General features: G+C 55.4%; 18 protein-coding genes. 12 read left to right on the top strand and 6 right to left on the bottom strand.

What is annotated here, in order from left to right; translation table 11 throughout:
- Genes VHE34_RS23910 through VHE34_RS23900 form a run of 3 tightly spaced genes read left to right on the top strand, consistent with a single transcriptional unit; the run spans nucleotide 1 to nucleotide 7,692 of the window.
- On the top strand, nucleotides 1-1,062 hold the full coding sequence (locus VHE34_RS23910; RefSeq protein WP_325592631.1) for a Gfo/Idh/MocA family oxidoreductase: 1,062 nt from the start codon (nucleotides 1-3) through the stop codon (nucleotides 1,060-1,062).
- A complete protein-coding gene (locus tag VHE34_RS23905) occupies nucleotides 1,059-4,664 on the top strand; it encodes a sodium:solute symporter family transporter (RefSeq protein ID WP_325592629.1) in 3,606 nt (1,201 codons plus the stop codon). Before VHE34_RS23910 ends, VHE34_RS23905 begins: the two co-directional genes overlap by 4 nt.
- Nucleotides 4,648-7,692 (top strand): glycosyl hydrolase, encoded by a 3,045-nt coding sequence (locus VHE34_RS23900; RefSeq protein ID WP_325592626.1) that lies wholly within the window; start codon nucleotides 4,648-4,650, stop codon nucleotides 7,690-7,692. The genes VHE34_RS23905 and VHE34_RS23900 overlap by 17 nt, the downstream gene beginning before the upstream one ends.
- Here the strand turns inward: VHE34_RS23900 and VHE34_RS23895 are convergent.
- Nucleotides 7,658-8,740: a cytochrome P450 gene (locus tag VHE34_RS23895; protein WP_325592624.1), complete on the bottom strand. Its 1,083-nt coding sequence runs from the start codon at nucleotides 8,738-8,740 to the stop codon at nucleotides 7,658-7,660. The genes VHE34_RS23900 and VHE34_RS23895 overlap by 35 nt on opposite strands.
- Nucleotides 8,741-8,781: 41 nt before the next feature.
- On the opposite strand from VHE34_RS23895, the gene VHE34_RS23890 reads away from it, so the two are divergent.
- Nucleotides 8,782-9,447 (top strand): winged helix-turn-helix domain-containing protein, encoded by a 666-nt coding sequence (locus VHE34_RS23890; RefSeq protein ID WP_325592622.1) that lies wholly within the window; start codon nucleotides 8,782-8,784, stop codon nucleotides 9,445-9,447.
- Here the strand turns inward: VHE34_RS23890 and VHE34_RS23885 are convergent.
- From VHE34_RS23885 to VHE34_RS23875, 3 genes are all read right to left on the bottom strand, one after another.
- Nucleotides 9,430-11,934, bottom strand: coding sequence for a DUF5686 family protein (locus VHE34_RS23885; RefSeq protein WP_325592621.1), 2,505 nt, complete (start codon nucleotides 11,932-11,934; stop codon nucleotides 9,430-9,432). The genes VHE34_RS23890 and VHE34_RS23885 overlap by 18 nt on opposite strands.
- A 73-nt stretch (nucleotides 11,935-12,007) precedes the next feature.
- Entirely contained in the window at nucleotides 12,008-13,975 is a 1,968-nt protein-coding gene (locus VHE34_RS23880) for an aceric acid hydrolase (protein ID WP_325592619.1), read from the bottom strand.
- Entirely contained in the window at nucleotides 13,963-16,170 is a 2,208-nt protein-coding gene (locus VHE34_RS23875) for a DUF5703 domain-containing protein (RefSeq protein WP_325592617.1), read from the bottom strand. The genes VHE34_RS23880 and VHE34_RS23875 overlap by 13 nt, the downstream gene beginning before the upstream one ends.
- 19 nt (nucleotides 16,171-16,189) lie before the next feature.
- Here VHE34_RS23875 and VHE34_RS23870 point away from each other — a divergent pair, with 19 nt between their 5' ends.
- Nucleotides 16,190-17,119, top strand: coding sequence for an AraC family transcriptional regulator (locus tag VHE34_RS23870; RefSeq protein WP_325592615.1), 930 nt, complete (start codon nucleotides 16,190-16,192; stop codon nucleotides 17,117-17,119).
- Nucleotides 17,120-17,210: 91 nt separating this feature from the next.
- Here VHE34_RS23870 and VHE34_RS23865 read toward each other — a convergent pair whose 3' ends face one another.
- Nucleotides 17,211-17,669: a DUF4251 domain-containing protein gene (locus VHE34_RS23865; RefSeq protein WP_325592613.1), complete on the bottom strand. Its 459-nt coding sequence runs from the start codon at nucleotides 17,667-17,669 to the stop codon at nucleotides 17,211-17,213.
- Between the two features lie 99 nt (nucleotides 17,670-17,768).
- Between VHE34_RS23865 and VHE34_RS23860 the strand changes: the two genes are divergently transcribed.
- Nucleotides 17,769-19,196, top strand: a complete 1,428-nt coding sequence (locus VHE34_RS23860; RefSeq protein ID WP_325592611.1) for an NAD(P)/FAD-dependent oxidoreductase — start codon at nucleotides 17,769-17,771, stop codon at nucleotides 19,194-19,196.
- Here the strand turns inward: VHE34_RS23860 and VHE34_RS23855 are convergent.
- Entirely contained in the window at nucleotides 19,193-20,776 is a 1,584-nt protein-coding gene (locus tag VHE34_RS23855) for a hypothetical protein (RefSeq protein WP_325592610.1), read from the bottom strand. The two genes, VHE34_RS23860 and VHE34_RS23855, sit on opposite strands and share 4 nt — an antisense overlap.
- A gap of 576 nt (nucleotides 20,777-21,352) precedes the next feature.
- On the opposite strand from VHE34_RS23855, the gene VHE34_RS23850 reads away from it, so the two are divergent.
- The 6 genes from VHE34_RS23850 to VHE34_RS23825 all read left to right on the top strand — a co-directional run bounded on the left by VHE34_RS23850 (nucleotide 21,353) and on the right by VHE34_RS23825 (nucleotide 25,418).
- Nucleotides 21,353-21,847, top strand: a complete 495-nt coding sequence (locus VHE34_RS23850; RefSeq protein WP_325592608.1) for an RteC domain-containing protein — start codon at nucleotides 21,353-21,355, stop codon at nucleotides 21,845-21,847.
- Nucleotides 21,848-21,873: 26 nt separating this feature from the next.
- The gene (locus VHE34_RS23845; RefSeq protein WP_325592607.1) at nucleotides 21,874-22,260 is read left to right on the top strand and encodes a LytTR family DNA-binding domain-containing protein; all 387 of its coding nucleotides are present in this window, start codon (nucleotides 21,874-21,876) and stop codon (nucleotides 22,258-22,260) included.
- Between the two features lie 46 nt (nucleotides 22,261-22,306).
- Nucleotides 22,307-22,837 (top strand): DinB family protein, encoded by a 531-nt coding sequence (locus tag VHE34_RS23840; protein ID WP_325592605.1) that lies wholly within the window; start codon nucleotides 22,307-22,309, stop codon nucleotides 22,835-22,837.
- 31 nt (nucleotides 22,838-22,868) lie between these two features.
- Complete coding sequence (locus tag VHE34_RS23835) at nucleotides 22,869-23,444, top strand: sigma-70 family RNA polymerase sigma factor (protein WP_325592603.1); 576 nt, start codon at nucleotides 22,869-22,871, stop codon at nucleotides 23,442-23,444.
- The gene (locus VHE34_RS23830; RefSeq protein ID WP_325592601.1) at nucleotides 23,432-24,934 is read left to right on the top strand and encodes a porin family protein; all 1,503 of its coding nucleotides are present in this window, start codon (nucleotides 23,432-23,434) and stop codon (nucleotides 24,932-24,934) included. The genes VHE34_RS23835 and VHE34_RS23830 overlap by 13 nt, the downstream gene beginning before the upstream one ends.
- A gap of 64 nt (nucleotides 24,935-24,998) precedes the next feature.
- The gene (locus VHE34_RS23825) at nucleotides 24,999-25,418 is read left to right on the top strand and encodes an OB-fold protein (protein ID WP_325592599.1); all 420 of its coding nucleotides are present in this window, start codon (nucleotides 24,999-25,001) and stop codon (nucleotides 25,416-25,418) included.
- Nucleotides 25,419-25,462 lie beyond the last annotated feature (44 nt).

The raw sequence follows: 25,462 nt of genomic DNA, 5'->3' as shown, positions 1-25,462 counted from the left end.
ATGCTAAATATAGGAATCCTCGGCCTCGGCGAAGGCCGCAGCACCATGTCCGCCGCCCTCAACAGCCCCAAATGGCAACTCAAAAAAATTTGCGATCTCGATGAAGGTCTCTGCCGCCACCGCGCCGAAGAGTTCAATTTTCCGCACTATACCCTCGATTACAACGCCCTTTTGACCGATCCCGAAATCGACGTCATCGGCATCTACACCCCCGACAAGCTCCATGCCACCCATGTAAAAATGGCTCTCTCCCACGGCAAGCATGTCGTCTGTACAAAGCCCTTCATCGATAACCTCGCCGATGCAAAGACGATCCTCGATCTCGTCGCCTCCACCGGCAAAAAGGTCTTCGTCGGTCAGTCTTCCCGATTTTTCGAACCCATGCGCCGTCAGCGAGAAGACTTCGAAGCGGGTCTCATCGGCGAGCTGATCACCGTCGAAGCCTATTACCACGCCGACCACCGCTGGTTTCTCGAAAAAGGCTGGTCCCTGGAGTCCCGATTCAAATGGCTCTATGGCGGCCTCAGCCACCCGGTCGACCTCGTCCGTTGGTATCTGCCGGACATCAGCGAAGTGATGGGGTACGGCATGCTCAGCGCCAACGGGAAGAAAGGCGGTCTTCACCACGAGGATACGATGCATTTCATCTTCAAGGCAAAAGACGGCCGCGTGGCCCGCGTCAGCGGGGCCTATACCGGACCGGTCCAGCCTGTCACCCGCGACAGCGAGATGAGCTGTATCCTGCGGGGGACGCAAGGCTGCAGCCAGGCCGACTATATGGACCTCCGGTACGCCGTCACTACCAACACCGGGGAAGAGAAGATCATCACCTGGGAACACAAGCTAAAGCACTATTTCCGTTTCGAAGGCAAAAGCCATCATGCCGGCGAATACCAGAATTATCTCGAATACTTCCATGACTGTATCGAGGCAAACCGGCCCGCCTACCCGGACGTAAAAGAAGGCATCGGCACCATCGCCCTACTAAAAGCCATGGAAGAGTCCCTGGCGACGGGTCAACCGGTCAAAGTCGCCTCCATCCTAAACACCTATGGCCTATGAGACACCTGCTCCAGCCGGTGGATCTGATCATCATCGTCGTTTATTTCATCGTCCTGCTGGCCATCGGCTACTGGGCCAGCTTCGTACGGAAAAAGAAAGCAAACGAGAACCTCTTCCTCGCCGAACGGTCCCTGGGGTGGGGGAGTATCGGGCTGAATATGTGGGGAACGAACGTCGGTCCCTCGATGCTGATCGCATCGGCCAGCATCGGCTACAGCACGGGAATTGTGGCCGGTAACTTCGCGTGGTATGCCTTTGTGTTCATTTTATTGCTGGCCGTCGTCTTCGCTCCCCGTTACCTCGGAGCGAAGGTGTCGACCCTGCCGGAATATATGGGACTTCGCTTCGGCGAATCAACCCGTACCATCCTTGCCTGGTATACCCTGATCACGATCCTTATCTCCTGGCTCTCGCTCGGGCTCTTCGCCGGCGGGGTCCTGGTCCGGCAACTGTTGGGCCTGCCCATGTGGCTCTCCGTGATCAGTATGGTCATTCTCGCCACCTTCTTCACGGCCGCCGGCGGCCTTAAAGCCATCGCCTATACCAATGTCTTCCAGATGCTGCTGCTGATCGCAGTGTCGGCCGCCCTCGTATACATCGGTATCACAAAGGCCGGTGGCGTCCACGCCCTTTTCGATAAAACACCCCGCACCTACTGGAACCTCTTCCTGCCCGCCAACGATAAGAATTATCCCTGGCCCGCCATCCTCCTCGGCTATCCCGTCATGGGAGTTTGGTTCTGGTGCACCGAACAGTCGATGGTTCAGTCTGTCCTCGGCGCCCGAAATCTCGAACAGGGCCAGCTCGGCGCGAACTTCATCGGCTGGCTCAAGATCCTCGACGTCCCGCTCTTCATCGTTCCCGGCGTATTGTGTTTTATCCTCTATCCTCATCTGAAAAACCCCGATGAAGCGTATCTTACATTGGTGACCCAACTCTTCCCACCTGGGATGCGCGGGCTGATCATCGTCGTGCTCGTCGCCGCCCTCGTAGGGAATATCGGCTCTTCGCTAAATTCCGTCAGCACCGTCTTTACCATGGATATCTATATCAAGAAATATCAACCGGACGCCACCAATAAGGAGATCATCCGCATCGGCCGGGTCATTACCGTCGCGGGGGCCATCGTCTCGGTCCTCATCACCCTGGCCATCGACAACATCAAAGGCCTCCATCTCTTCGACGTCTTTCAATCGGTCCTCGGCTTCCTCGCCCCACCGATGTCCGTCGCCTTCCTTCTGGGCGTCCTCTGGAAGGGCGCCACCGCCCGCGCGATCAATGGGGTCCTCACCCTCGGCACGGGGTTTAGCGTCGCCATCGGTATCCTCTTCCTCTGGGTCTTCCCTGCTTCCAAATACCCCGCCTGGCCCCATTTTCTGCTCCTGTCCTTCTTTATCTTCGTGGTCATCACCCTCGCCGCCGTCCTCGTCTCAAAGACTGGCCCCGCACCCGTCCTTCCCGCCATCGCGACTGCCAAACCTACCCGCCGCGTAAAAGGACTCTGGGCGGCCCTCACGATCGTCATGATCATCTTATATATCCTTTTCAACGGCTACCCGGCAAAAGCCCAACCCTATATCGGTTATCCCGGAGACTATGAGATCTGGCTCTCCAACCAGGTTCAGCTTCGCCGCACCGAACGCGGCACCTTCTTCCCCCCTTTTTGGAAACTCGACGATCACTACGTCCTCATCGACTTTCACAAAACCTTCACCATTCCCGCAGACGACGACGTAGCCATCAAGGCCCAGGGCCGCTACAACGTCAAGCTCGACGGTAAGATGATCTCCGGTACGCCGAAGCGGCTGCACCTAAGGCAGGGCCATCATACGCTCGAATTGAAAGTCTATAACCAAAGCACTCCACCCGCCCTCTGGATAAAAGGCCGCTACCTGCAAACGGACAACACCTGGGAGGTTACCTTTGAAGACAAGGAATGGATCGACGCTACCGGCAAAGCCTCCGATAAATCCGGCACCACCTGGTTCTCCGCCGAACCGCTCCCCGGCAAGGACCCCGCGCACTGGCGCCTGCCCACCGAACCGCATCGGGCGATCCATACCGAAAAGACCCCCAATGGCCTGCTGATCGACTTCGGCAAAGAATCCTTCGGTTATATAAAACTCCATGGCCTGAAAGGAAGAGGAAAACTAAACCTCTATTACGGCGAATCAAAAGAAGAAGCCCTCTCCACCGACAGCTGCGAGGTCCTCGATCGCCTCGACATCGACCAACCCAACTCAAAAGATTCGACCCTCGACGGCAGCCGCGCCGTAAGGTATGTCAATATCCAATGGACGGGTGATGTCCGCATAGACTCGGTGTCCCTGCTTTTCGAATACGCACCCCTTGCCAACAAAGGCGGCTTCCGCTGTTCCGACCCCGCGATCAATCATATCTGGGATGTCGCCGCCTACACCTTCCATCTCAACACCCGCGAATTTTTCATCGACGGGATCAAACGCGATCGGTGGGTATGGTCCGGCGACGCCTATCAGTCGTACCTGATGAATTATTACCTCTTCTTCGACTCCGCCACCGTCACCCGCACCCTCTGGGCCCTCCGCGGCAAAGACCCGGTCACCAGTCATATCAACACCATCATGGATTATAGTTTCTATTGGTTCCTGGGAGTCTATGACTATTACCGCTATACGGGAGACACCGGTTTCATCCGCCTCATCTATCCACGGATGGTCAGTCTGATGGACTGGATCGCTTCCCGCCGCGACCCGGACGAATGGCTGCAAGGCCAGCCCGGTGACTGGCTCTTCATAGACTGGGCCGACGGCCTATCCAAAAAGGGCGAACTCAGTTTCGAACAGCTGCTCTACATACGTAGTTTCGAGACATTGGCCCTTTGTGCCGATCTGGTGAACGATTCGACGGCAGCCGAAGCGTATCGGAACCAGTCTGCAGCGCTCCGCGAAAAATTCTTCGCCGACTTCTGGGACCCCCACCGCCAGGCCTTCGTCCACAGCCGCATCGACGGTAAGCCAGGCGACAACATCACCCGCTACACCAACATGTTCGCCATCTTCTTTGGCTACCTCGATTCCGCTCAAACGCAAGCCGTAAAGCATAATGTCCTCCTCAACGACAGCATCCAGGAAATCACCACGCCCTATATGCAGTTTTACCAACTGGAAGCCCTGTGCACGATGGGCGAACAACCCCAGGTTCTAAAGAAAATAAAAGGCTACTGGGGAGGTATGCTCGCCAACGGCGCCACTTCGTTCTGGGAGAAATATGATCCGCAGGATAAAGGCGCCCAACACTTCGCCATGTATGGTCGTCCCTTCGGCAGAAGTCTCTGCCACGCCTGGGGCGCCAGCCCAATCTATCTGCTTGGCAAGTACTTCCTCGGCGTCCGCCCGCTGACCGCTGGCTACGCCACCTACGAAGTGGAACCCCACCTGGGCGGTTTGCAATGGATGGAAGGCGAGGTCCCTACACCACACGGGAATATAAGAATATCCTGCACTCACAACCAGGTAAGGATCCACACGGCAGAAGGCCGCGGCTCCCTCCGCCTAAAGAAGAAAACCATAATCCTCGAATCCAACAAAGACTATTTAATAAAAGATGAGGTCCCCAATTAGCATTATTCTGCTCCTACTGTGCACCAACGCGACGGCGCAGCAGGCGCCCGACCCGAAGCAATTCCTCAACCCGCCCGTCGCCGCCAAACCATGGGTCTTCTGGTATTGGATGAATGCCGCCGTCTCAAAGGAAGGCCTCCACGCCGATCTCCTTGCCATGAAGTCGGCCGGTATCGGTGGCGCCTACCTCATGCCCATCAACGGCGCCACCAATCCGCCCCAATATACTCCCATCACCGAACAGCTAAGCCCCCGCTGGTGGGAAATGGTTCGCTATGCCATGCAGCAGGCCGATAGTCTCGGCCTCCAGCTAGCCATGCATGCCTGCGACGGCTTCGCGGTTGCAGGCGGTCCCTGGATCACACCCGCCCTCTCGATGCAGAAGATCGTGTCCTCCCGCATTACCCTCTACGGGGGAAAGCACATCACGAAGGCGCTCCCACAACCCCCTGCCCTCGAAAATTATTACAAAGACATCGCCGTCTTCGCATTTCCCACGCCCGCCGCATGGGACGACACCGCAAGGAAAGGCCCGCTCAAATGCGAGGACTCCTGCCATCTCGATTTTACCTTCGACAAGCCTTTTACCTGCCGCAGCATCATTATCCATAGCACCAACAACTATCAATCCAATCGCCTTCTCATTCAAACCAGCGACGATGGTGAACACTTCCATGATATCGGCCGCCTCATACCGCCCCGTCATGGCTGGCAGGACGGCGACGCTCCCATCACCCATTCGATACCCACCACTACCGCCCGCTATTTCCGGTTCATCTATGACAAGACCGGCTCCGAACCCGGCGCCGAAGACCTTGACGCCGCCAAATGGAAGCCGGTCCTGAAGCTCACCGCCATCGAACTCTCTGCCGCCCCGGCCATCAACCAATTCGAAGGCAAGAGCGGCGAGGTATGGCGCATCGGCCTGCCCGCGAACGACAAAGAACTCCCCGCCTCCCTATGCATCCCACAAAGCAAGCTCATCAACATTACCGCCTATCTCGACAAACAAGGCCATCTCGATTGGCAGGCGCCCCCCGGTCATTGGACCATCCTGCGCATCGGCCAAACTTCCACCGGTCATACCAACGCAACCGGCGGGGGAGCAAAAGGACTCGAATGCGATAAGTTCAACCCCGAAGCCATAAAGCTCCAGTTCGACCGCTGGTTCGGCGAAGCGATAAGACAAGCCGGTCCGGAACTGGCCTCCCGCGTCCTGAAGATCTTCCACGTCGATAGCTGGGAATGCGGAAGCCAGAACTGGTCCCCCGTCTTCCGCGCCGAATTCAAAAAGCGCCGGGGCTACGATCTCCTCAACTATCTTCCCGCCATGACCGGCGTTCCCATCGGCAGCGCGGAAGAAAGCGAAAAATTCCTCCACGATATCCGCCAGACCATCGCCGAACTCATCCATGACCAATTCTATGTCACGCTGGCAAACCTCGCCCATGCCCACGGCTGCACCTTCAGCGCCGAGTGCGTCGCGCCCACCATGACCGGCGACGATCTTCTCCACTACAGCGCGGTGGATATCCCCATGGGCGAATTCTGGCTGCGCAGCCCAACCCACGACAAGCCAAACGACATCCTCGACGCCATCTCCGGCGGCCATCTCTATGGAAAGAATATTATCCAGGCGGAAGCTTTCACGGAATTACGTGAAGCCTGGGATGAAACCCCCGCGATGCTCAAGACCCTGCAGGACCGCAATTACGCGCTCGGCATCAACCGGCTCGTATTACATGTCTTCGTCCACAATCCCTGGATGGACCGTAAACCGGGCATGACGCTCGGTGGGGTAGGGACCTATCTCCAACGAGACCAGACCTGGTGGCCACTGGCCAAAGGTTGGATTGACTACACCACCCGCTGTCAATGGCTCCTCCAGCAGGGCCGGCCCGTCGCCGACATCGCCGTCTTCACGGGGGAAGAGATTCCCCGCCGGGCATGGCTGCCCGAACGGCTCACGACCATCCTCCCCGGCCTCATCGGCGCCGACCGCATCACCGCCGAAACCAAACGTCTTGAAAACAAAGGTGAACCCACGACAAAACAACCCAACGGCGTCGTCCATTCAGCAAACATGGCCGATCCCGCGGATTGGACCGATCCCTTGCATGGCTATGCCTTCGACTCTTTCAACCCCGATGCACTCTTCCGCCTGGCTACCGTCCACAACGGTCGCATCGAACTACCGGGAGGCGCTAGCTACGCCTGTCTCGTCGTCCCCGGGCCCACCAGTCCCGCCGCTGCAAAACGGCTCGCCCAACTAAAAAGCCATGGCGCCACAATCCTCTACGCTCCAGTGACCCATCTAAATATCCGACCCGATCTCACCGCCCTCAAAAATCTCGCCTACACGCACCGAACAGGGCCCGGCTTCGATATCTATTTCATCAGCAACCCATCCGACCACCAATTCGGTGGCCTGGTCACCTGCCGTATCACCGGCCGCGCACCAGAGCTATGGGATCCGCTTACAGGAAGCGTCGATACGGCCCTTCAATACAACTCCACCCCCAACAACACCCTTGTCCGCCTCACCCTCGAAGGCCATCAGTCCATCTTTCTCGTGTTCCGCCGCAAAGCCGCAACCCCTAAACAACTCAACGCTACCATCGTCAAAACCGCATTGAAGACCGGTCCATGGACCATCCGGTTCGATACCATAAAAACTGTCACCACCGATACCCTCTTCGACTGGAGCCAACGATCCGACACTACCATTCGGTATTATTCCGGCCTTGCCGTTTACACCACCACCTTTGAAGCAACACCAACTCAAAACCCCGCTTTTCTCGATCTCGGCCACGTAGCCGACATCGCAAAAGTCACCATCAACAACATCGACGTCGGCACCGTCTGGACCAGCAACAAACTGGAAATAACAAAAGCCCTCCATCCCGGGGTCAACACCCTAAAGGTTACCGTCGCCAACACCTGGGCCAACCGCCTCCACCACACAGGTTTGCCCGCCGGTCTGCTCGGCCCACTTACGCTAAGCGTACATGCATCTCCTTCACCATAAGGACATTGGCAAGCGGTTCATACGCCGGTTGAGATTCCACGACCTCTACCTTCCGGTAGGTGTGAAACAAGTAGCTCATCGTCTCCGCCGCCAACAGCGTGCAATACATCCCCGCAATACACCCATGTGTCCCATGGCCAAAGGTCAGCATCGAGAGATTGTTGGGCCGATGCCGGTCAAATTCCTCGGGCCGCTCGAATATCGTCGGGTCTCGGTTCCCTGCCGCCACAACCACCAGCACCGTAGCGCCGGCTGGCAGCGTCGCCCCGTCAATATGCACATCCTCGGTCAATACCCGGCGCGTATTATGCACCGGCGAATCATATCGTAACACCTCCGTCACATATGAGAGAAAGAAATCCATATCCCGTGAAGCCAGCATACCAGGGTCCTCCCGGCGTAACAAATGCAGCAATGCAAGGCTCAACAGCCCCTTCGTCGCATCATGGCTCTGGATGATCAGCCCGATAAGGTTACTCACCGCATACTCTTGCGTCTCCTTCGTCAGCCCCGGGAACACCGTCGCTACCTGCCGATCCACGATAGGATAAACCATGGCAAATGCCTCTTCCAACGCCTGCGCATTCGTCACAGGAGCCATAATTTTTAAGATAACTGGCAGCTGCCCCAAAATAAGTCCTATATCCCCATCGGAAAATCCAAACCCCGCCAAAATATGCATTGCCGGCAACACCCTCCCCACCTGGCTCACCCATTCCACCGTGCCGCCGGAAGCCGGAGCCGGCAGCAACCGCGACAGAAGCGGGCCCGCATGCGCCGGACGCCGCCCGCGGAACATCCGTAACGCCATCTCCCGCGCAAGATCATGCGCCGGCGGATTGCTGATCCGCACAAGCCGGTGCTTGACGGCCAACGCAGGTCCCCCCAGGTTACCATCGGCGACCGGTGGGATCAGCGTGGCAGGGTGTGACAACACCTGTTGACAGAAACGATAGGAATAGACGGCCCAAAGACGTCGTTGCTCGTCCCAACAAACCGGCGTCTTTTCGCGCCGCTCGCGATAGATTTGATAGATGTCTGCATCCATGTCCTAAAATTAGGTACCTTCCATCAGCAATACTTCAGTCTATGCTTAAGGATATCGCGCAGCTGATCGGCGATCCCGTCCGCGCCAACATTCTCTGGACGCTGCTCGACGGCCGCGCCTACACGGCTTCCGAACTTGCCTCAGCCGTGGACACCTCCGCTCCCAACTGCAGCATGCACCTGGCGAAACTCATCCGGGCCGATCTCCTGACAGTCGAGGCGCAGGGACGTCATCGCTACTACACCTTCTCCCGCCCCGAGGTCGCCTACGCTGTCGAAGCCCTCGCCGCCCTGGTCCCCCAACGCACCCGCGAAGCCGCGGAAAAAGAAGATCCGCCCATCCGCGTCTGCCGAACCTGCTACGACCATCTTGCCGGCAGGGTAGGTGTACAGTTGACCGAAAGTCTCGTCAAACAGAAAATCCTCACTCAGACAAAAAAGCAATATGATCCAACGCCAAAGGGCGTTCGATGGTTTCTCGATCACGGCATTGACCCTGATAAGCTGCAGCAACAACGCCGCCATTTTGCCCGCACCTGCCTCGACTGGACCGAACGTCGCCCCCATCTGGCAGGCTCCCTCGGAGCCGCCCTCCTGCAAATGATGCTGGACGAGCAATGGTTGCGCAGAATGCCAAACACCCGCGCGGTAATGGTGACGCCAAAAGGCCGAAAGGCGCTGACCTCTGAATTAAAATTGGAAATTTGAGCTGATTCGCAATCCGAGATCGCTAACCCCAGGATGGTCCAGATAGGTAAATCTTTTTACAAGATCTACGCGGAAAATGGTAAAGATATTATAGATGCCGACACTCCCTTCGATATAGGGCTTTCCGCCCAACGAATAGGTGGACATTTCCCCCTTGGTCAGTGGGAACCTCATCTGGTTCGGATTCAATGCGGGATTGTTCTCATCCCGCAGCCCGCCATACAGGATCTTGCCGGCGATGACCTCCCGCAACCGCAGCCGCTTCAATCCCGGGATCTTGTTGAAGAAAAAGCCATTGAAGAAATGATCGATATCGATCCCCGCATAGTGGTCGCTCACAAATTCCCCCACGTTCATCAGATTGTAGGCCCGTTGGCTGTAGAAATACGAGGGGTTACCCGGATGCACCGTCAGCAACGGGAAGGGCAGCGCCCCGCTGAGATAGCCGGCATCGAAATTGACATCCGAATATCCAAGCGGCGCGATATAGCAGCGTTTATATACATTCAGATGGAACGCATTGTAATCGTAGGCCCCGGCAAAAAGTCCCTTTACTCCCCGGCTATACTGGACTGTGACAATTGGATAGTGATTGATGATATTGACTCTCCCCGCTTTGTTCTGGAAGAACTGCTCATGGGGCGCCCAGCGGAACGACACCGAAAGCTCCGTGGTCGTCAGCCGGCGGACGGTATCGGGCTGGTCGGCAAAGTTCTTGTAGATGTAATACAGCGATCCCGTTGGCTCCTGCTGCCAGTTCTTTCCGCCCACGGTAAAGGAAAAATGACTATTGAACTCATGGATATAGGAGAGGCGCGCCACCCGGCTGTAAACCCATTTTGAATTGTCCCCATGGCTGAAGGAGGTAAAGAAGTTATTGGCTACGGCAAAGGTATTCTCCTGCCCCAGCGTCCGTACGTCATATAGATAGCTGCCCTGTACATAGTGTTGCGGATAGGTGTAGATCGACTTGTTGTTCAAGGCATAGGATAGCGCGCCGGAATACTTCCAGCGATCATCCTTTGTGCCGTAGGCCGCATAGCCCTCCCCGAACCAACGGGTGCTGAGCCGGGTATTCGTCCGTCCCCCGAGCTTTAGCCGCTGGCCCTCGATCGTGTTGAAGGTATAAAAGCTGCCGATCGCTCCCACATCGAACTTGCCCGCTGACTTGTAGCCGGCTGTAAAGGCGGTCACATAATCCATCAACCTTCTGTAGCTCTTCATCTTCACAAGGCTATCGGTGTTGGAATAGGTTTTCGCCTCGGTCTCGCTCAGGGCCACCGGCCGCCCGCCGGTCCAGAAGCTGTCCGTCTGAAGATTGGCCGCGCTCAGGGTGTCCACCGGCAATCCCCTGAAAACACTGTCGGGCACCGGGTCATGGGTCATCTCCCGGATATTGACGATGCGTTCCCCCACTACTCCCGGGCTGCGGGGGAACGGACTGAACGTCGCGATCATATCGGAACTGGCAAGATGATAACGATTATTGGGGCCTTTCTCAAACTCCTCCGTCACGCTGAAATCCCGGACGTAATTAAGGTTGATATGCCGGCTCACGCTCAGCTCTGCCCGCCGGATCGCATAGTTGCCATCCATCGTGATAGAGAGCAGCCCGCGGAAAAGCAGGTCCTCCGGATTCCTCGGCACAAAGAACAACCGCACCAGGTTTTCTCCATGGTCCACAACCGTATCACGGATAAAATACATATAAAAAGTGGGACCAAGATCGGAGATGGGACTGAGGAATTGCATCGTAAATGCGTTCACCGAATTGTCATATAGATTGATATCTTCATACAACCGGTTCACCGCCATGCTGATCCCCCGCATATCGATATACTCGCCAAAATCCACGCTCTTCTGGCCGATGACCACTTTCTTATTGTCGTTTGGATGCTTCCGGTAATAGTTGTTGGAATACAGTTCCTGGATATACACCGGGACCAGCGTCTTGCCCGGGACCGTCGTCGTGTCTTTATTGTCGAAAAGGAACCGGTACTTTTTGATCAGGATATTGTCAACAAGGATCTTCGGAACCTTGTCGAGCAGCAACCGCACCTTCTCGTATTGTTGGAAGGCGGTATAATCATCCGCTCCTGGCCCGTTCTGGGGTTTGTTGGCGATCACCTTGCGGATCAGCTCCACCGCCGGATTATTTTTATTTCTATATTTACCCCGATGGCCTTTTATGACCACGGCCTTCAGATCGGTGAAATTCTTTTCCAATCCGATGACCAGCGGATGCGTCCCGTCGGCGGCTACTTCGAGAGGTTGATATCCAATTGCCGAGACGATCAGCTTTTGACCGGCACTGTCTGCCGTAATGTGGAACCTTCCCTTGCCGTCCGCGATCACCGCCTTGTGGCTGCCCCACAACCCGACCGTAACACCCATCACCGGAGTCCGGGATGTCGAATCCACGACGGTACCTGTGACGGATACCCGCTGTCCGGTTACGGTCTGAAACAATACGACCGCGGTCCACAAAAGTACGATCTGTTTAAAGTTAGGAATAGGGTTCGTTTTTATACTACAACAACGCAGGCAAGATAATTAAATTTCATTCCCTTAACAAGTTCATCCAGACTGTCATATCCGTGACGCCGCGGTTGGCCCACGCATAATATGGGATCAGCCTTACGGGGATATCCTTTGCCGGCGAAACGGTCACTTCCTGGTACAATTTTCCATCCCCTGCGGGCAATAATTTTGCCGTTCCTTCCAGTGCCATAAAATGACCGTTTCCGATGTTCATAGGCGTCGGCTTCAACTGTGCTCCTGAAGGCATCGCCACGGTAAAGATCGATTGACCCGGTCCAAGATCGGGGGACTCCAGGCAGTAGACCACCGGCCCCCGGCGCACTGCCACCTGCCCCCTCGTCTCCTCGACAAGCGGGTTGGCCTGGAGGAGCACAGGCCGCATAGGCAGATCCAACTCAATGACATCGCCGGCCTTCCAAACGTGGCTTAACTCCGCGTATTTTCCCTCTTCAACAGCCATATCCCAGGCCTTTCCATTCACAAGGATACCCGCCCCCTTACACCAGCCCGGTATCCGGAGATGGATCCCAAACACGGTCTCCGGCGCCTTTCTCACCGTGATCGTCACTTTCCCATCCCAGGGATAATTGGTAACCTCTTCCAGTTCCAGCCCTTTCGTTTTAAGAACATTTCCGCCATACAGGTTTACATATAAACCCTTTGAACTGACACAGTAGGCATAGTCGCCCACTTCCGCTAAAGTGCGCGCAAGGTTGGGTGGGCAGCAGTTGGAAAGTGCGATATATTCTTCCCGCCCACCCGACCAACGCAGGGTATAAGGAAAACTCCGCGATGCCCGCAAGGGATTGGTGTAAAAGTATCGGTCCCCATCGAGGCTGACACCCGACAGAACGCTATTATATAAAGCCTGCTCCAACACGTCCGCATATCGCGAGTCACCACTGACGAGCAGCATCCGCCAGTTCCAAAGCACATTGCCGATATTGGCGCAGGTTTCGTTATGCGCCGTCGTATTCGGCAGCTGATAATCCCGCCCATACGCCTGATGCACCTCCTGGATGGCCCCGGGGCTATACGATACTCCATCAGGGCTCACCCCATCGTACAACGCGCCACAACCACCCGTGATATACATCTTCCGTTGGGTCACATCCGTCCAAATGGCGTTGAGACAATGCCAAAGGCTGTCGTCCCCCGTCTCGGCAACGACATCGGCAACCCCCGCATAGAGATAGTTCGCCCGTACGGCATGCCCCATCGCGACCGTCTGACTCCGAAAAGGCACCCGATCCTGGTTATCGTCCGTGCCGTTGTCCGCCAGCCCGCGGATATCGATGAGTTTCTTCGCCAGCTGCAGATAGGCAGGGTTCTTCGTCACCCGGTAAAGCTCCACGATGCCCATATAATGGGACGGACAGACGGCATTCCGCGCCTGCTGAGGTGTGCTGCGCTGGTAAAAGGCCACAAGCCAATCCGCAGCCTTCGTCGCCACGGCCAGCAACGTCTTCTTTCCCGTCGCCCTGTAATGCATACAGGCGGCTGTCATCAGGTGTCCCATGTTATAACATTCGAAGCTAAGATGTTCTTCATCCGACACCACCTTCGTGGCTCGCGCCGCGATGACCACCGGCGTATGAATATACCCGTCAGGCCGCTGGCTCCGGGCTATGACAGCAATAGCCATATCCATCAGGCTGTCAAGCCTTCGGTCATGGTCGATCGCGTACATCGCCGCCATTCCCTCCAATAATTTATAGAAATCCCCGTCGTGAAAGGGCGGCCCCGCATGTGACCCGGTATCCAGCCCCGCCGCGATCCGGAAATTCTCAAAAGCATGACTCACATTCTTATCCGTATAAATATGCCAAAGATGAGGCAACATCGAATCCCGGCAAACGGCAAACCGCTCGGCCCAAAAGCCCTTCGTCCAATGTACATCGCCGATCCCAACCTCATCCAGTACCGCATGGGGTCCCTGGGCTCGTGCGCTCAAACTCACCAGCAATAAAAAGATCAGTTTTCCCATGGTAACATATTTATGATATCGTCTTGCCGCGAAGCAGGCTCCACGGTCAATTGCTCCAGCTTCCCACGCTTCAGCACCGCCTCCACCGTCGTATGATAAGGCGCCCACAATTTAAAATGAACATCCCAGTCCTTCGGCCAGGCGGGGAACAGGAATATCTTTTTGCCATCGGTCTGCAAGAGCATCTCCTGTAACCCGATCATCCCGCTGCCGCCCCAATTATGGTCCGGCGTCCAGTCGAAACCCGGTCCCCAGAAAGCCGGGAACCGCCGCGGCCCATCCCGCAATTTTCCGATCGTCAACGTCGCTGCATCCTTCGTCAACCCCAATCTCGCCGCAAAGATATTGTCCTGCTTCCAGCCCACATAGCTTCGGAATCGCACCGCATCCGTATCATACTTATACGTATCGATCGCCGTATCCAACCCCGGCCGCCCGAGACCATAAATACCCCAGGGGAACACGGGATACAGTTGAGGACATTCTTTATTATTCATCCGCTCCCAGGTCTTGGCCGGCGCTATCGTCAGATGCCCGTCAAAACTCCGGTAGGATAGGGGAGGCAGCCGCCGCAACATCCCCTCCCATTTCGCATCCTTGCCACCGTTCAGCTCGATCAAACGCATCAGCACGGTCCTCAAGCCCGCGATCGTTGATGATGGATTATTTGCCATCTTATACGTCTCTGCTGCCGAACCCGGATAAAGTACGATATATCCATTCGCATCCCGAGCCTTGTAATGCTCATCAAAAAATCGTAGACAACTCTCAACAAAGGGGATGCAATCCCTTCGCCCGGCCTCCAACATCATCAGGCAAAACTCCAGCGAAGTATCCCACTCATATTCAAGCCACTTGTTATATTCCACACCCTTATCATGATCCGCAGGCATATTCCATCCATATTCTGCATTGTTCGGCAATCCAAAATTCTCCAACTGCTCCGCGAAGCAGGCGCCCCCATGGCCCCAATACACCCGGCTCCGCAATTCTGCCGTCCGGAGAGTCCGCAAATAAAAATCGAATTGCGATCGCATCAGATCCGTGTCCCCGCTCCGCAACAAGGGCCAGTACACCAGCCGCTGATTCTGCGCGGTCATCGTTCCTCCTCCCCAATTCCGAAAATCCGGCGTGAACCGCATCGACGAGTCCGTCAGCGATGGATCGACTGTAAAAAGGCCGCCGTTAAATTTTGTAGGATATTCGCCATAGGCATTGCACCCCAGCATATATCGGAACAGTTGGTAGTTCCTTCCCGCCTGCCATTGGGGTGATTTTTCGTCTCCCCCGATATAGATAAAGCTCCTCCGCCAAAAATTGGTCCACCATTCGGCCGTCTTCTTCCTATCACCCGACGCACCCGCCTCCGATGTACCGAGCACCAGCATTACCTCCCGCTTCCGCATCGGCCCACCCGCCAGTTTCCATCCCTCAAAATCAGTATCTAAGTATTTCCCGCTCGTCCTTCCCGCCGGCTTCATCCCGGTCCCCGTCATGACTCCACCAAACATCCGACCCCTGAGCGGATTGTACAGCAATCCCTTCACCGAATCCAACCCTTGTTGCCGCACCGTTACATCAAACACCGTCGAATCCTTGTTCCGATGATAGAACAAGACGCCGTTACCTTTGAACCGGATACTATCCTTGTAGGTCACCACCCGGCCGCCCGGGGCATGCCGGTAAGCCCATTTATAGCTATTTGCGTTATTCGCCTTCCCCTCCATCACCCGGTCCGTATACCGCCAGCTCTCGTAGGTCGCCTCGGCTGCCAGCGCCCGGCTTCCATTCATCTCCACATGCACCACCGGCCGGAATACATCCACCCAGATACGGACGGTTACGGCAGCGCGCCCAATGCGCCCGGTAACCACCACCGACCCATCCCGCAACACCAGCTCCTGCTGCACTTCACCGGCCAGCGGATTCGGCGAGAGCCGAACGCGCACCCGCCCACCCTTCAAAAGCGCATTATTCTCATCAAAAGCTCCGCTCTGCCCAAAATAAAACAACAAGTCTCCATTTTCGACCCAGACATTCAAACCCACATCCCCACCGCCACACGGCATCGACCCCGCCGCATCCCGGCTGGGACCACTCCAGACAATATTATCGCGGTCGATAGGCATCTCCTGGGCCATCAAACAGACACGTTCACCGAAAATGAGCAGGCAAAAAAGTACGCAGAATTTCAAATTGCACTAATTTACGAGGATGGGGGGAATAAACGATATTAAAAAAGAGCAAAATAAGGTGGGGTCTCACAAGAATATCTGGCACGGCGTCGGCCGTCAACGGATCGAGATCCCCAGGTCCGTACTGAAATCACGCATCCAAAACAATGCGCTCCTGCGGCAAATGTACATCTGCGGGTTGGGTTATTATCCAAGAGCGACTCATCATTATACGTATCGGAAAAAAGGCCTGCCCGAGAATTTTCTCTTTTACTGTGTCGACGGCCATGGTTTTTACACCATCGGCGACAAACGCTACGAAGTTGGTCCCGGGCAGTGTTTCATCCTGCCACAGAATGTCGAACATGCCTACGGCAGCAGCGAGAATGATCCCTGGACCATCTACTGGCTACACTTCGGCGGCAGCCTCCTTCCCAATTTCAACGCCCTGCCCGTAATCCAGAAACATTTCAAACCCAACCCCGTCCGTAGCAGCAATGAGATGATCTCCCTCTTCAGTAAGATCTATAAGACCCTCGAGCTGGGGTATAGCATCGACAATCTCCTCTTTGCCAATATGTGTCTGTCACACTATATCACTCTTTTCATCTATAATCAGAAACATTTCGTCGCCTCTCCTTCGGAGAAGATCGACTGCATCGACAGCGCCATCCTCTTCATGCAGGAACATATCAACGAAAATATCACGCTGAATGAGCTCAGCCACCGGTACAACTACAGCCCTTCCCGCTTCTCCAGCCTGTTCAAACAGCGCACCGGCTATGCGCCCATCGACTATTTTATCCAGATGAAAATGCAGAAGGCCAGCCAGCACCTGGGGATCACCGACAAGTCGGTCAAGGATATTGCGCTGAGCATGGGCTTTGACGATCCGTATTATTTTTCCAAACGGTTTACCAAAGTAATGGGTATGTCGCCCACCAAGTATCGTTCGGTCACCCGCGACTGACGTGATGGATCGGCTGCGTTTGGTTGGGTCACGCGGAGCCCAGGCGCCGGGCAAGCCGCCGGGCCGGCAAGCCGCCGCGCCGGCCGCGCCCCTATTTCTGCCGCGGGGCGGAGACCACCCCGTTAAAGCTGATGGCCTGGCGATTCGTGGAGATCACCTGTAACGTGGCATACCCCTCGGAAGAGATATTCAGCGTCATCGACTGGACTTCCCTGTAGTCTTTTGGTTTGATCGTCACCGTCCAGCCGTCCTTCTTTCCCGGCGTGGACGTATATTCAAAATCCTTCGACGTAAAGTCAAGCGGGCTCTTCGTCTCGCCGATGGTAGCCTGGTAGGCCCGCCCAAAATAGGGGAGATAGCTGACGACCGAGCCCGGCGACACCCGCAGGTCATAGTCCGAGGTAAGATTCCGGGACCGCCCGCTCAGCGGTAAGGCCGTCTGCGCCTTGAAGACATAATGTTGCGATTCGACCGCCTCTTTGATCGACTTTGGCTGGGCATGGGCGATAAACCCAAAACCCAGGCTCAGCAGCAAGACAAAGCTTTTCATAACGAGTTGATTGTTTTTCAGGGGTGTTATGCAGTCGGCTATCGCCTCGTGTCATAACGTCTCGATTGTACCCTAAATTTACGAAATTTGTCTATGCCTATGAGCAAGACCGATTTTGATGCCGTGATCCTGGGTTCGGGTCCAAATGGGCTGGCAGCGGCTATTGTACTGCAACAGCGCGGATTGTCCACCCTGATCATCGAAGGGCGGAATGCGATCGGCGGCGGGATGCGATCGGCTGAGCTCACCCTTCCGGGTTTCATACACGATGTCTGCTCCGCTGCCCATCCCCTCGGCATTGCCTCGCCCTTCTTTAAAACGCTTCCCCTTGACCGGCATGGACTGGAGTGGATCGTCCCGCCCATCGCGGCGGCCCATCCACTGGACACCGGGACAACGCCCTTTCTTACGCAATCTCCCCAGCAAACAGCCGAAAGCTTCGGCGTCGACCGGTCCACCTACCTCCGCCTTCTTTCCCCCCTGGTAAAAGACTGGCCCAGTCTGGCTCCCGAGTTGCTCGGGCCCTTCCATTTCCCCAATCATCCCGGGATGATGGCGCGATTCGGTTGGCAGGGCATCCCCAGCGCCGCTCATCTCGCAAAAGGTTTCCAAACGGCAGAGGCAAAAGCACTGGTCGCCGGTATGGCCGCTCATGCCATGCAACCACTTACCAATTTGACCACCGCCGCCGTTACCCTCATCTTCCTCATGGCAGGTCACGGGGATGGCTGGCCGATAGCCCGTTATGGATCTGTAAAGCTGGCCGAAGCGCTTGCCGCGTATTACACCTCCCTTGGCGGCCGGATCCAGACCAATACCTGGATCGGCGAGTTATCGCAACTGCCCTCCGCAAAAGCCCTGCTGCTCGATCTCACCCCCCGCCAGTTGTTAAAGCTCGGCGGTAATCGCTGGTCAGCGCTCTATCAGCGTCAACTCGAACGATACCGGTATGGCATGGGGGTATTCAAGGTTGACTGGGCTCTCGATGGTCCTATCCCCTGGAAACACCCCGCTTGTCGCGAGGCCGGTACGGTAAACCTCGGGAATACCTTTGAAGAAATAGCCGCTTCGGAAGCGTTGACCGCGCAAGGCGGCCATCCCGACCGCCCCTTTGTCCTGCTCACCCAGCCATCCCTTTTCGATCCTTCCCGCGCGCCGCAGGGGAAACATACGGCCTGGGCCTATTGTCATGTTCCCGGCGGTTCCCGCAGGGATATGACTGCAGCCGTCGAAGCGCAGATCGAACGCTATGCGCCCGGCTTCCGCGACCGCATCCTCGCCCGTCATACCATGGACACGGCGCAGATGGAAGAATACAACCCGAATTATGTTGGTGGAGATATCAACGGCGGGATCATGGACATCCGCCAACTGTTCACCCGCCCTGCCCTCCGGCGAAGCCCCTACCGGACATCCGTAAACAACATTTACCTCTGTTCCTCCGCGTCACCGCCGGGTGGGGGAGTCCACGGGATGTGCGGGTATCATGCCGCCCGCCGGGTGCTGAGGGATCTCTTCCGGCTCTAGCCGTTCCGCAGGACCGCTCCCTGGGCAGCTTCCATTTTTCGCTTGCTGCTGCGATACTTTTCGGCAATGATCTCGCTCATTGGTCGCTGATAGACCTTGCTCTCCACCCAGGAGACAAGATCGAGGTATGCAAAAGCCCGCGCCTCATACCGGTTGCCCTCGAAATGTTTGATCTTCCCGAGGAATTTCTCGAATTCGGCGCGTAGTCCGGCCCTCGAGGTCTGGAAGGAGGTCCGTAAGAACCGGAACATCTCTTCTTCGACCCGGGTCAGGCGCTCGCGCTTGGCCATAAATCTATATACTGATTTGGTCAATGACTCCATCAGATCGAAGTTTTTTAATTCGTAATGCGCCATCAGGTGCAGCACCCGCGCATAGCATTGCAGATCGTTGCGGAGGTCCTGCTGATCGTTGATGATCCGTTGCAGATAGTCTATACAGGTGCCGTAATCCCCGGCGCCGAAATACATCGAGGCGATCTTGTAGTTCAGCACGAGGATGCGGTGCCGGTCGATAAAAAGATCGTATTCGGCCAGCTTCTCCTCGATCTCCGGCACGAATGCAAGCCCCTGGGCAAAATTGCCCAGCATAAAGACCTGGTTGATCTTGGCGGTGGTGATGTAGACAAAGGACTGGATACGGAAGTTGTCGTTCTCCCGGACCCGGTCGGTCTGCGAAAAGGCCTCGAACTTCCGCAGGACGAGCTCGAACTTCTGGTAGTTGCGAAGATCGAAATGGGCATTCAGCAGGTTGTGGAGGGCCTTGATGTAGTGTCCCGTCTCGACGCGCACCATCAGCGGCTGTTCCTCGAAAAGGTCCAGCCATTTCTGGGAATACCGGTAGTACATCAGGAAATCCTGGCGGATAAAGGCATACCAGTTATAGCTCTGGTAAAGGTAAAGCCGCTCATAGAACCCGGTTTGCTCCCAGGCATTCGGCGGCAGTTGCTCCTTCATATACTGCCGGATGCGCTGTTCATCCTTTTCATTACGGGCATGCCCGTTCTGGATATACCAGCTGTACACCAATAAGGCCAGGTTGCTCAGTCTTGCGACCATATTGATCCGGTCGATGACCTCGGAAGACTCCGCCGACAGCTGTTCCGCCCGCATCTGCATGCTATGGGTGATGTGCAGGGTCTCGATCCGCTTTTCCAGCGACAGCACCTGCACGAGGAAATTGAACTTCTGGTTCGCCTTGGCGGTCTCTTTGGCCCGGTCCAGCAATCGAAGACTCTGCTGGAACAGGCCTTTCTTATACAGGATATGGGCGTAGTCGAAGGTTTCGTTCAGCTGAAGGTCGATGCTGTCGGCGCTCTTCAGCAGCCGGAGACTGGCCAGGATCTGTTTGTAAAGATGGGTCTTGAGATTGGACAGCTGCGGCTTTTCGATGCCCGGCAGCTTCTTCAGCAGGTTCTTTTCGTCGTAATCGCTTAATTTATCAAGGGCGTCGAACAGCTGGACGATCTTGAGATCCTCCTTCGCCGAGCTCCTTTTGATATAGAGCTTAAAGTGCCTTTTTTCTGACTTTTCGAGCGAATGTATAAGTTGGAATAAGGTATCTGAGAAACGGTTGGCCATAATGCTGGGATTATCCTAAAACTCAATCCTGTAAAGGGTTTTAACGCAAAAATGCCGATTTTGACATGATTAACCTGCCCATAATTTGATTCAAGAGGGAAGCCTGCCAATAGTACATTTGTGAAGAGAATGAGATTAGGAGCGGCAAAGATAAGAAAAATGGCAGCAATCGCTTAACAGGCATTCGCTAGAGGCTCATTCCACGAAAAATAGATATTTCTACCTTTTTTCATATGGCAAGCAATCGTTAGAGGCCGGCTGTTTCTACAGAGGGCCTTTTTTCGTTTCCGCAATTTAGTTAACGGTTAACAAATAGCGGCTTTTTTTCACGCATTTATTTTCACTCCCTTCTTTTGCTAAAATTCTGCTAAAAAAACCCGCCAGGAGTGGTTAAAACACGAACGCTCCTGTAGTCATTTACAGTGATCAAATTGACAATTATCCTTTTGCCGCTGAAAGATTTCGTTTGTTTTTAGTTATATAAAGTGTAGTGTTTTCTCATGTGACCTTTGAGTCCTCCGGGGTTTGTGTCTACAACGCCCTGCTGTTTGTTGTTTAAACCTTCCTTACGAAACTATGTCCCCTGAATATCAGGAATATTATCAACAACTGTTGGCTGTCCTCCATTCCCATGAAGATGCATCCGGTACTGATATGGAAAGGATCGAAGCCTGCTTCAAATCCTGCCTGGATCAGAAGCCTGCCTTCGCCTCCCACACTGAGTATTACACTTTCAGATATCACGCGATACTCTTCGCGCCGGTGAATGAACCGCTCGAGCTGCTCCGGCTCCGGCGTTGGGAAGAGGTAAAGATGCAACGATTCTTCGAGGACAACCGCGAGTTCTGTCGGTACATCCGCGAAGGCGACACCCATCACGACGCCGAGTATTTCAGGCACACGCCCGGCACCGGCGGCAACAGCCGCTCCAGCGACCTTATCCACGACCCTGACCTCGAGTTGATGTCACCCAAGGATCCCCTGCTTACCGTCATGAGGGCGTATGAATTGTATGGACGCTATATCCATCAACAGGCCATTTCCACTTTGCAAACAACCCCGTCGCAATAATTTTTTTTGTCAGTAAATTTTAGCAAGTGCAACCATTTTTCTTTATCCGTCATGAAGGTAAATTCATGAAAGTGGACATCCGGCATATTCTTTATATCGAAGCCCGGAAGAACTATACCCGGTTAGTCCTCGAAGACAGACCTACTGCCGCCCTGGTGCTGGTTACGCTCAAGCAATGGGAGAAGTTGCTGCCCCGCGATCTGTTCTGCCGCGTCCATCGTGGCTATATCGTTTCGATCGATAAGATCGTCTCTTTTGACAACAAGCATGTCTATATCCCGGCGGAAAAGATCCCCATTGGGGAACAATATCGCAACGCCTTGCCTGACGCGGTCACGATCCTCGCCAATGAGCCGAGCCGCGAGTCCATCCGCAGTGTGACCAAGGATGTTCTTCACGAATTGGAGCTATAGCTCCCCGCTCCCGAAAAAATGGTAATTTGCACGACCCTTTAGGTCGATGGCAAATACCAACCATACGGAATTCTGGCTACGCGGGCCTGTGCCTGCCATAGACCCATTGCTTCAACCCGTCGCTCACGCCCTTCTGCAATCGGAACAGGAGGTCGATCAATTGATGGCGGAATTTCCCGATGCACTTCTCTGGGAGCGTCCCGGCGGGGTAGCCTCTCCCGGTTTCCATCTCCAACACCTGGCCGGCGTTCTCGACCGGCTCTTTACCTATGCCCGGGGCCATACGCTCAATGAGGCGCAGTTGGCCGACCTCGCCACCGAAGGTGAGCCGGCTGAGGGCCAAAGTACCGTGGCGCAACTGCTGAATAGATTTAACATACAGATAGACAAGGCTTTAGAGGAGCTGGCAAGCATTCCCGAGGAAAGCCTGACAAGCCCCCGGACGGTAGGTCGTGGAAAATTGCCTTCTACCGTCGGCGGGCTTCTTTTTCATGCGGCCGAACATACACAACGGCATACCGGTCAATTACTCGTGACGGCTCGTATCCTTACGCATTTGAGGCAACCGATGGGATAAATAGGACGTTTAATCCTCCAAGAATCTACATTTGGAAAAACTACTTCACATAATCGCAGGTTGCGCCCAGCAGGACCGGCAATGCCAGAAACTGCTGTACGATCAATACTATGGCCTGTGTCTCAAGATTGCCTTCCGGTATGTCAATACCTACGAGCAGGCGACGGAAGTGACCCATGATGCCTTTCTGAAGATGTTTAAGAATTTTAGCCGGTTTGAGGTGCGGGACAAGGAGAAGGTGGAAATGCTGCTCATCGGCTGGATAAGAAGGGTAGTCATCAACGCCGCGATCGATTATATGCGGCGGGAAATGAATAATACGCAATCGTATCCCATCCCCGAGCATGTTTGGGAGCATAAGGACGATGGGCAGTCATCCGACAATTCGGTACTCTACAAAGAGCTGATCGCATTGGTAAAGGATCTGCCCCCGGCTTATCGTGTCGTGTTCAACCTACACGTTATCGAGGGATATTCACATCCCGAGATAGCGAAAATGCTTGGAATAACAACCGGAACCTCGAAATCTAACCTGTCCAAGGCCCGCGCACATTTGCAAAAGGCCCTGACCGCAGAAAACACTGAAAAGATATTATGTCAAATCTAAAGGACACCGACTTTGATGATCTTTTTCGGCGGGCGTCCGACAAATACCCGCTAAGGACAGACAGCTCCGACTGGGATCGGATGGCCGCTGCCCTTGAAAAAGATCCATCCCCCGATGCCTTCGACGAGGTAGATAATCCAGACCGTCGCCGGAGAAGGAGGTTCTTTTGGTGGTTCCTCCTGCTGCCTCTTGCCGGTATCGGGTATTTGGTCGTCGATCTATCCGGCCATGGCGGCCACAAGCCTGCCGGCCAGGTGACGGCCAGATCGGGCGGCGAGCCGGCGGCTGCCAATGCGAACGGCACACCCGCCAATAACGTAGTTGTCACCAAGCCCGCCGCAACCAAGCCCGCCGCAACCGGGTCGGCCGCAACCGGCGCAGCCGCAAAAGACGCAGCCGCAAAAGACGCAGCCGAAAACAAGCCAATCGACAACAACGCCACCGCACCCGCCCTCTCCGAGGGCCAGGCCGGCGCCGGGATGCCCCACAAGGCGCCTCGGATGGTTAACTCCACGAATCCCAAAAACTCAGGCAAGATAATCCGCAGCGCCGGTGGAACTTCGTTGGAGCTGCTTCGGCACGCTCCTCCTCGTTCAGGCTCTTCGCGTTCGCCCGAGCCCTTCCCGGTCCGGCCCGCAACCACAGCCAAAGTCCGGCCCGAAACCACAGCCAAAGTCCGGCCCGAAACCAATAGAACAGAAGCCGATCGCATCAGCGACGACCAGATCGCCACAATCGACCCTACAACCAACCCGGTAGCGGCCGCCTTCACGCTGCGCAACACCAACATCAACCAACAACGCGCCCGCATCGCCGCGCCCTATGCACTTAAGGTAGCCGTAAAAGCAAAAGAAATAAAGAAAGACAGCACGAAACCCAAATCCAAAAACCAATCCTACCTCTACGCGGGGATCGTAGGAGCTCCCGACCTCAGCACCGTCAAATTCCAGTCAACAAAAGGCGTCGGCACCACCTTCGGCGTGATCATCGGCTACGCCTTCGGGCCCCACTGGGCGATCGAGACCGGCGCCTATGTCGAGAGAAAACGCTATTACACCGACGGGGAATATTTCAGCACCAAGAAAATAAGCATATCGCCCACTGTCGATCTGCTCAATGTAGACGGCAATTGCTATATGTGGGAGATCCCGCTCAATGTGCGCTATACCTTCAACCCCGCAGGGAAAACCCGCTGGTTTGCAACTGCAGGTCTGTCGACATACCTGATGAATCGCGAGAAATACACCTATGAGGCTAAATATTACAATTACCCCAATGCATGGTACAAATCCGTGGATTGGAAAACGCCTTCGCAATATCCATTCTCGTTGATCGGGTTCAGCGCCGGCTTCGAACAGCGCCTGGGCGGTGTAGGCAACCTGCGAATCGAGCCATATGTGAGGGTGCCCCTCGGCGGAATCGGCACGGGCAGCCTGCCGATCATGAGCACCGGTATCAATATCGGTATCACGAGGCGGCTCTGGAAATAGAATACCGGGCGAAAAGATCCGGACAAGGGGGAAAGCCCGGAAAATTAACTGTCAAATAAAGAACATGCGTAACAAACGAACCATTTTGTGGACCGTCATCCTTTTGATCGTACTCGCGGCCCTCGGTTGGGGCTGGCATCTCTTCGACAAGCGCCATCAAAGCGCCGCCGGCGAAACCGCCGACGTGACCATCAATGCCGATACTCTCTATCACCAGTATTCGACGGACGAACATGCCGCCGATCAGAAATACATGGGAAAGGTGATCGCCGTCACCGGCCGGCTGACCGAAGTCCAGCATAGCGGTGGCTCGACCAGCTGGCTTCTCTCCACTCAACCCGGCGGCGGCGGCATCAACTGCCAGATCTTCGCCGGCACAAAAATCGACCCGGAACCCCATTCCGGCGACCTGGTCACCGTCAAGGGCCGCTGCACCGGCTTCCTGATGGACGTCAGCCTCGTCGACTGCGTGCCCGAAAAATAAAGTATTCAGGGCAGACCACGGGTCTGCCGGCCGAAGGCCCATCA

This window comes from Puia sp. (genome assembly GCF_035546395.1).
In the GTDB taxonomy this organism is placed as follows: Bacteria; Bacteroidota; Bacteroidia; order Chitinophagales; family Chitinophagaceae; genus Puia.
The sequence above is the reverse complement of the archived record's forward strand: the minus strand, read 5'-3'. Positions and strand labels throughout refer to the sequence as shown.

Excerpts from the sequence above, each read along its gene's own strand:
- VHE34_RS23910 (WP_325592631.1), top strand. The coding sequence starts at position 1 with ATGCTAAATATAGGAATCCTCGGCCTCGGCGAAGGCCGCAGCACCATG.
- VHE34_RS23905 (WP_325592629.1), top strand. The coding sequence starts at position 1,059 with ATGAGACACCTGCTCCAGCCGGTGGATCTGATCATCATCGTCGTTTAT.
- VHE34_RS23900 (WP_325592626.1), top strand. The coding sequence starts at position 4,648 with ATGAGGTCCCCAATTAGCATTATTCTGCTCCTACTGTGCACCAACGCG.
- VHE34_RS23895 (WP_325592624.1), bottom strand. The coding sequence starts at position 8,740 with ATGGATGCAGACATCTATCAAATCTATCGCGAGCGGCGCGAAAAGACG.
- VHE34_RS23890 (WP_325592622.1), top strand. The coding sequence starts at position 8,782 with ATGCTTAAGGATATCGCGCAGCTGATCGGCGATCCCGTCCGCGCCAAC.
- VHE34_RS23880 (WP_325592619.1), bottom strand. The coding sequence starts at position 13,975 with ATGGGAAAACTGATCTTTTTATTGCTGGTGAGTTTGAGCGCACGAGCC.
- VHE34_RS23870 (WP_325592615.1), top strand. The coding sequence starts at position 16,190 with ATGGGGGGAATAAACGATATTAAAAAAGAGCAAAATAAGGTGGGGTCT.
- VHE34_RS23865 (WP_325592613.1), bottom strand. The coding sequence starts at position 17,669 with ATGAAAAGCTTTGTCTTGCTGCTGAGCCTGGGTTTTGGGTTTATCGCC.
- VHE34_RS23860 (WP_325592611.1), top strand. The coding sequence starts at position 17,769 with ATGAGCAAGACCGATTTTGATGCCGTGATCCTGGGTTCGGGTCCAAAT.
- VHE34_RS23855 (WP_325592610.1), bottom strand. The coding sequence starts at position 20,776 with ATGGCCAACCGTTTCTCAGATACCTTATTCCAACTTATACATTCGCTC.
- VHE34_RS23850 (WP_325592608.1), top strand. The coding sequence starts at position 21,353 with ATGTCCCCTGAATATCAGGAATATTATCAACAACTGTTGGCTGTCCTC.
- VHE34_RS23840 (WP_325592605.1), top strand. The coding sequence starts at position 22,307 with ATGGCAAATACCAACCATACGGAATTCTGGCTACGCGGGCCTGTGCCT.
- VHE34_RS23830 (WP_325592601.1), top strand. The coding sequence starts at position 23,432 with ATGTCAAATCTAAAGGACACCGACTTTGATGATCTTTTTCGGCGGGCG.
- VHE34_RS23825 (WP_325592599.1), top strand. The coding sequence starts at position 24,999 with ATGCGTAACAAACGAACCATTTTGTGGACCGTCATCCTTTTGATCGTA.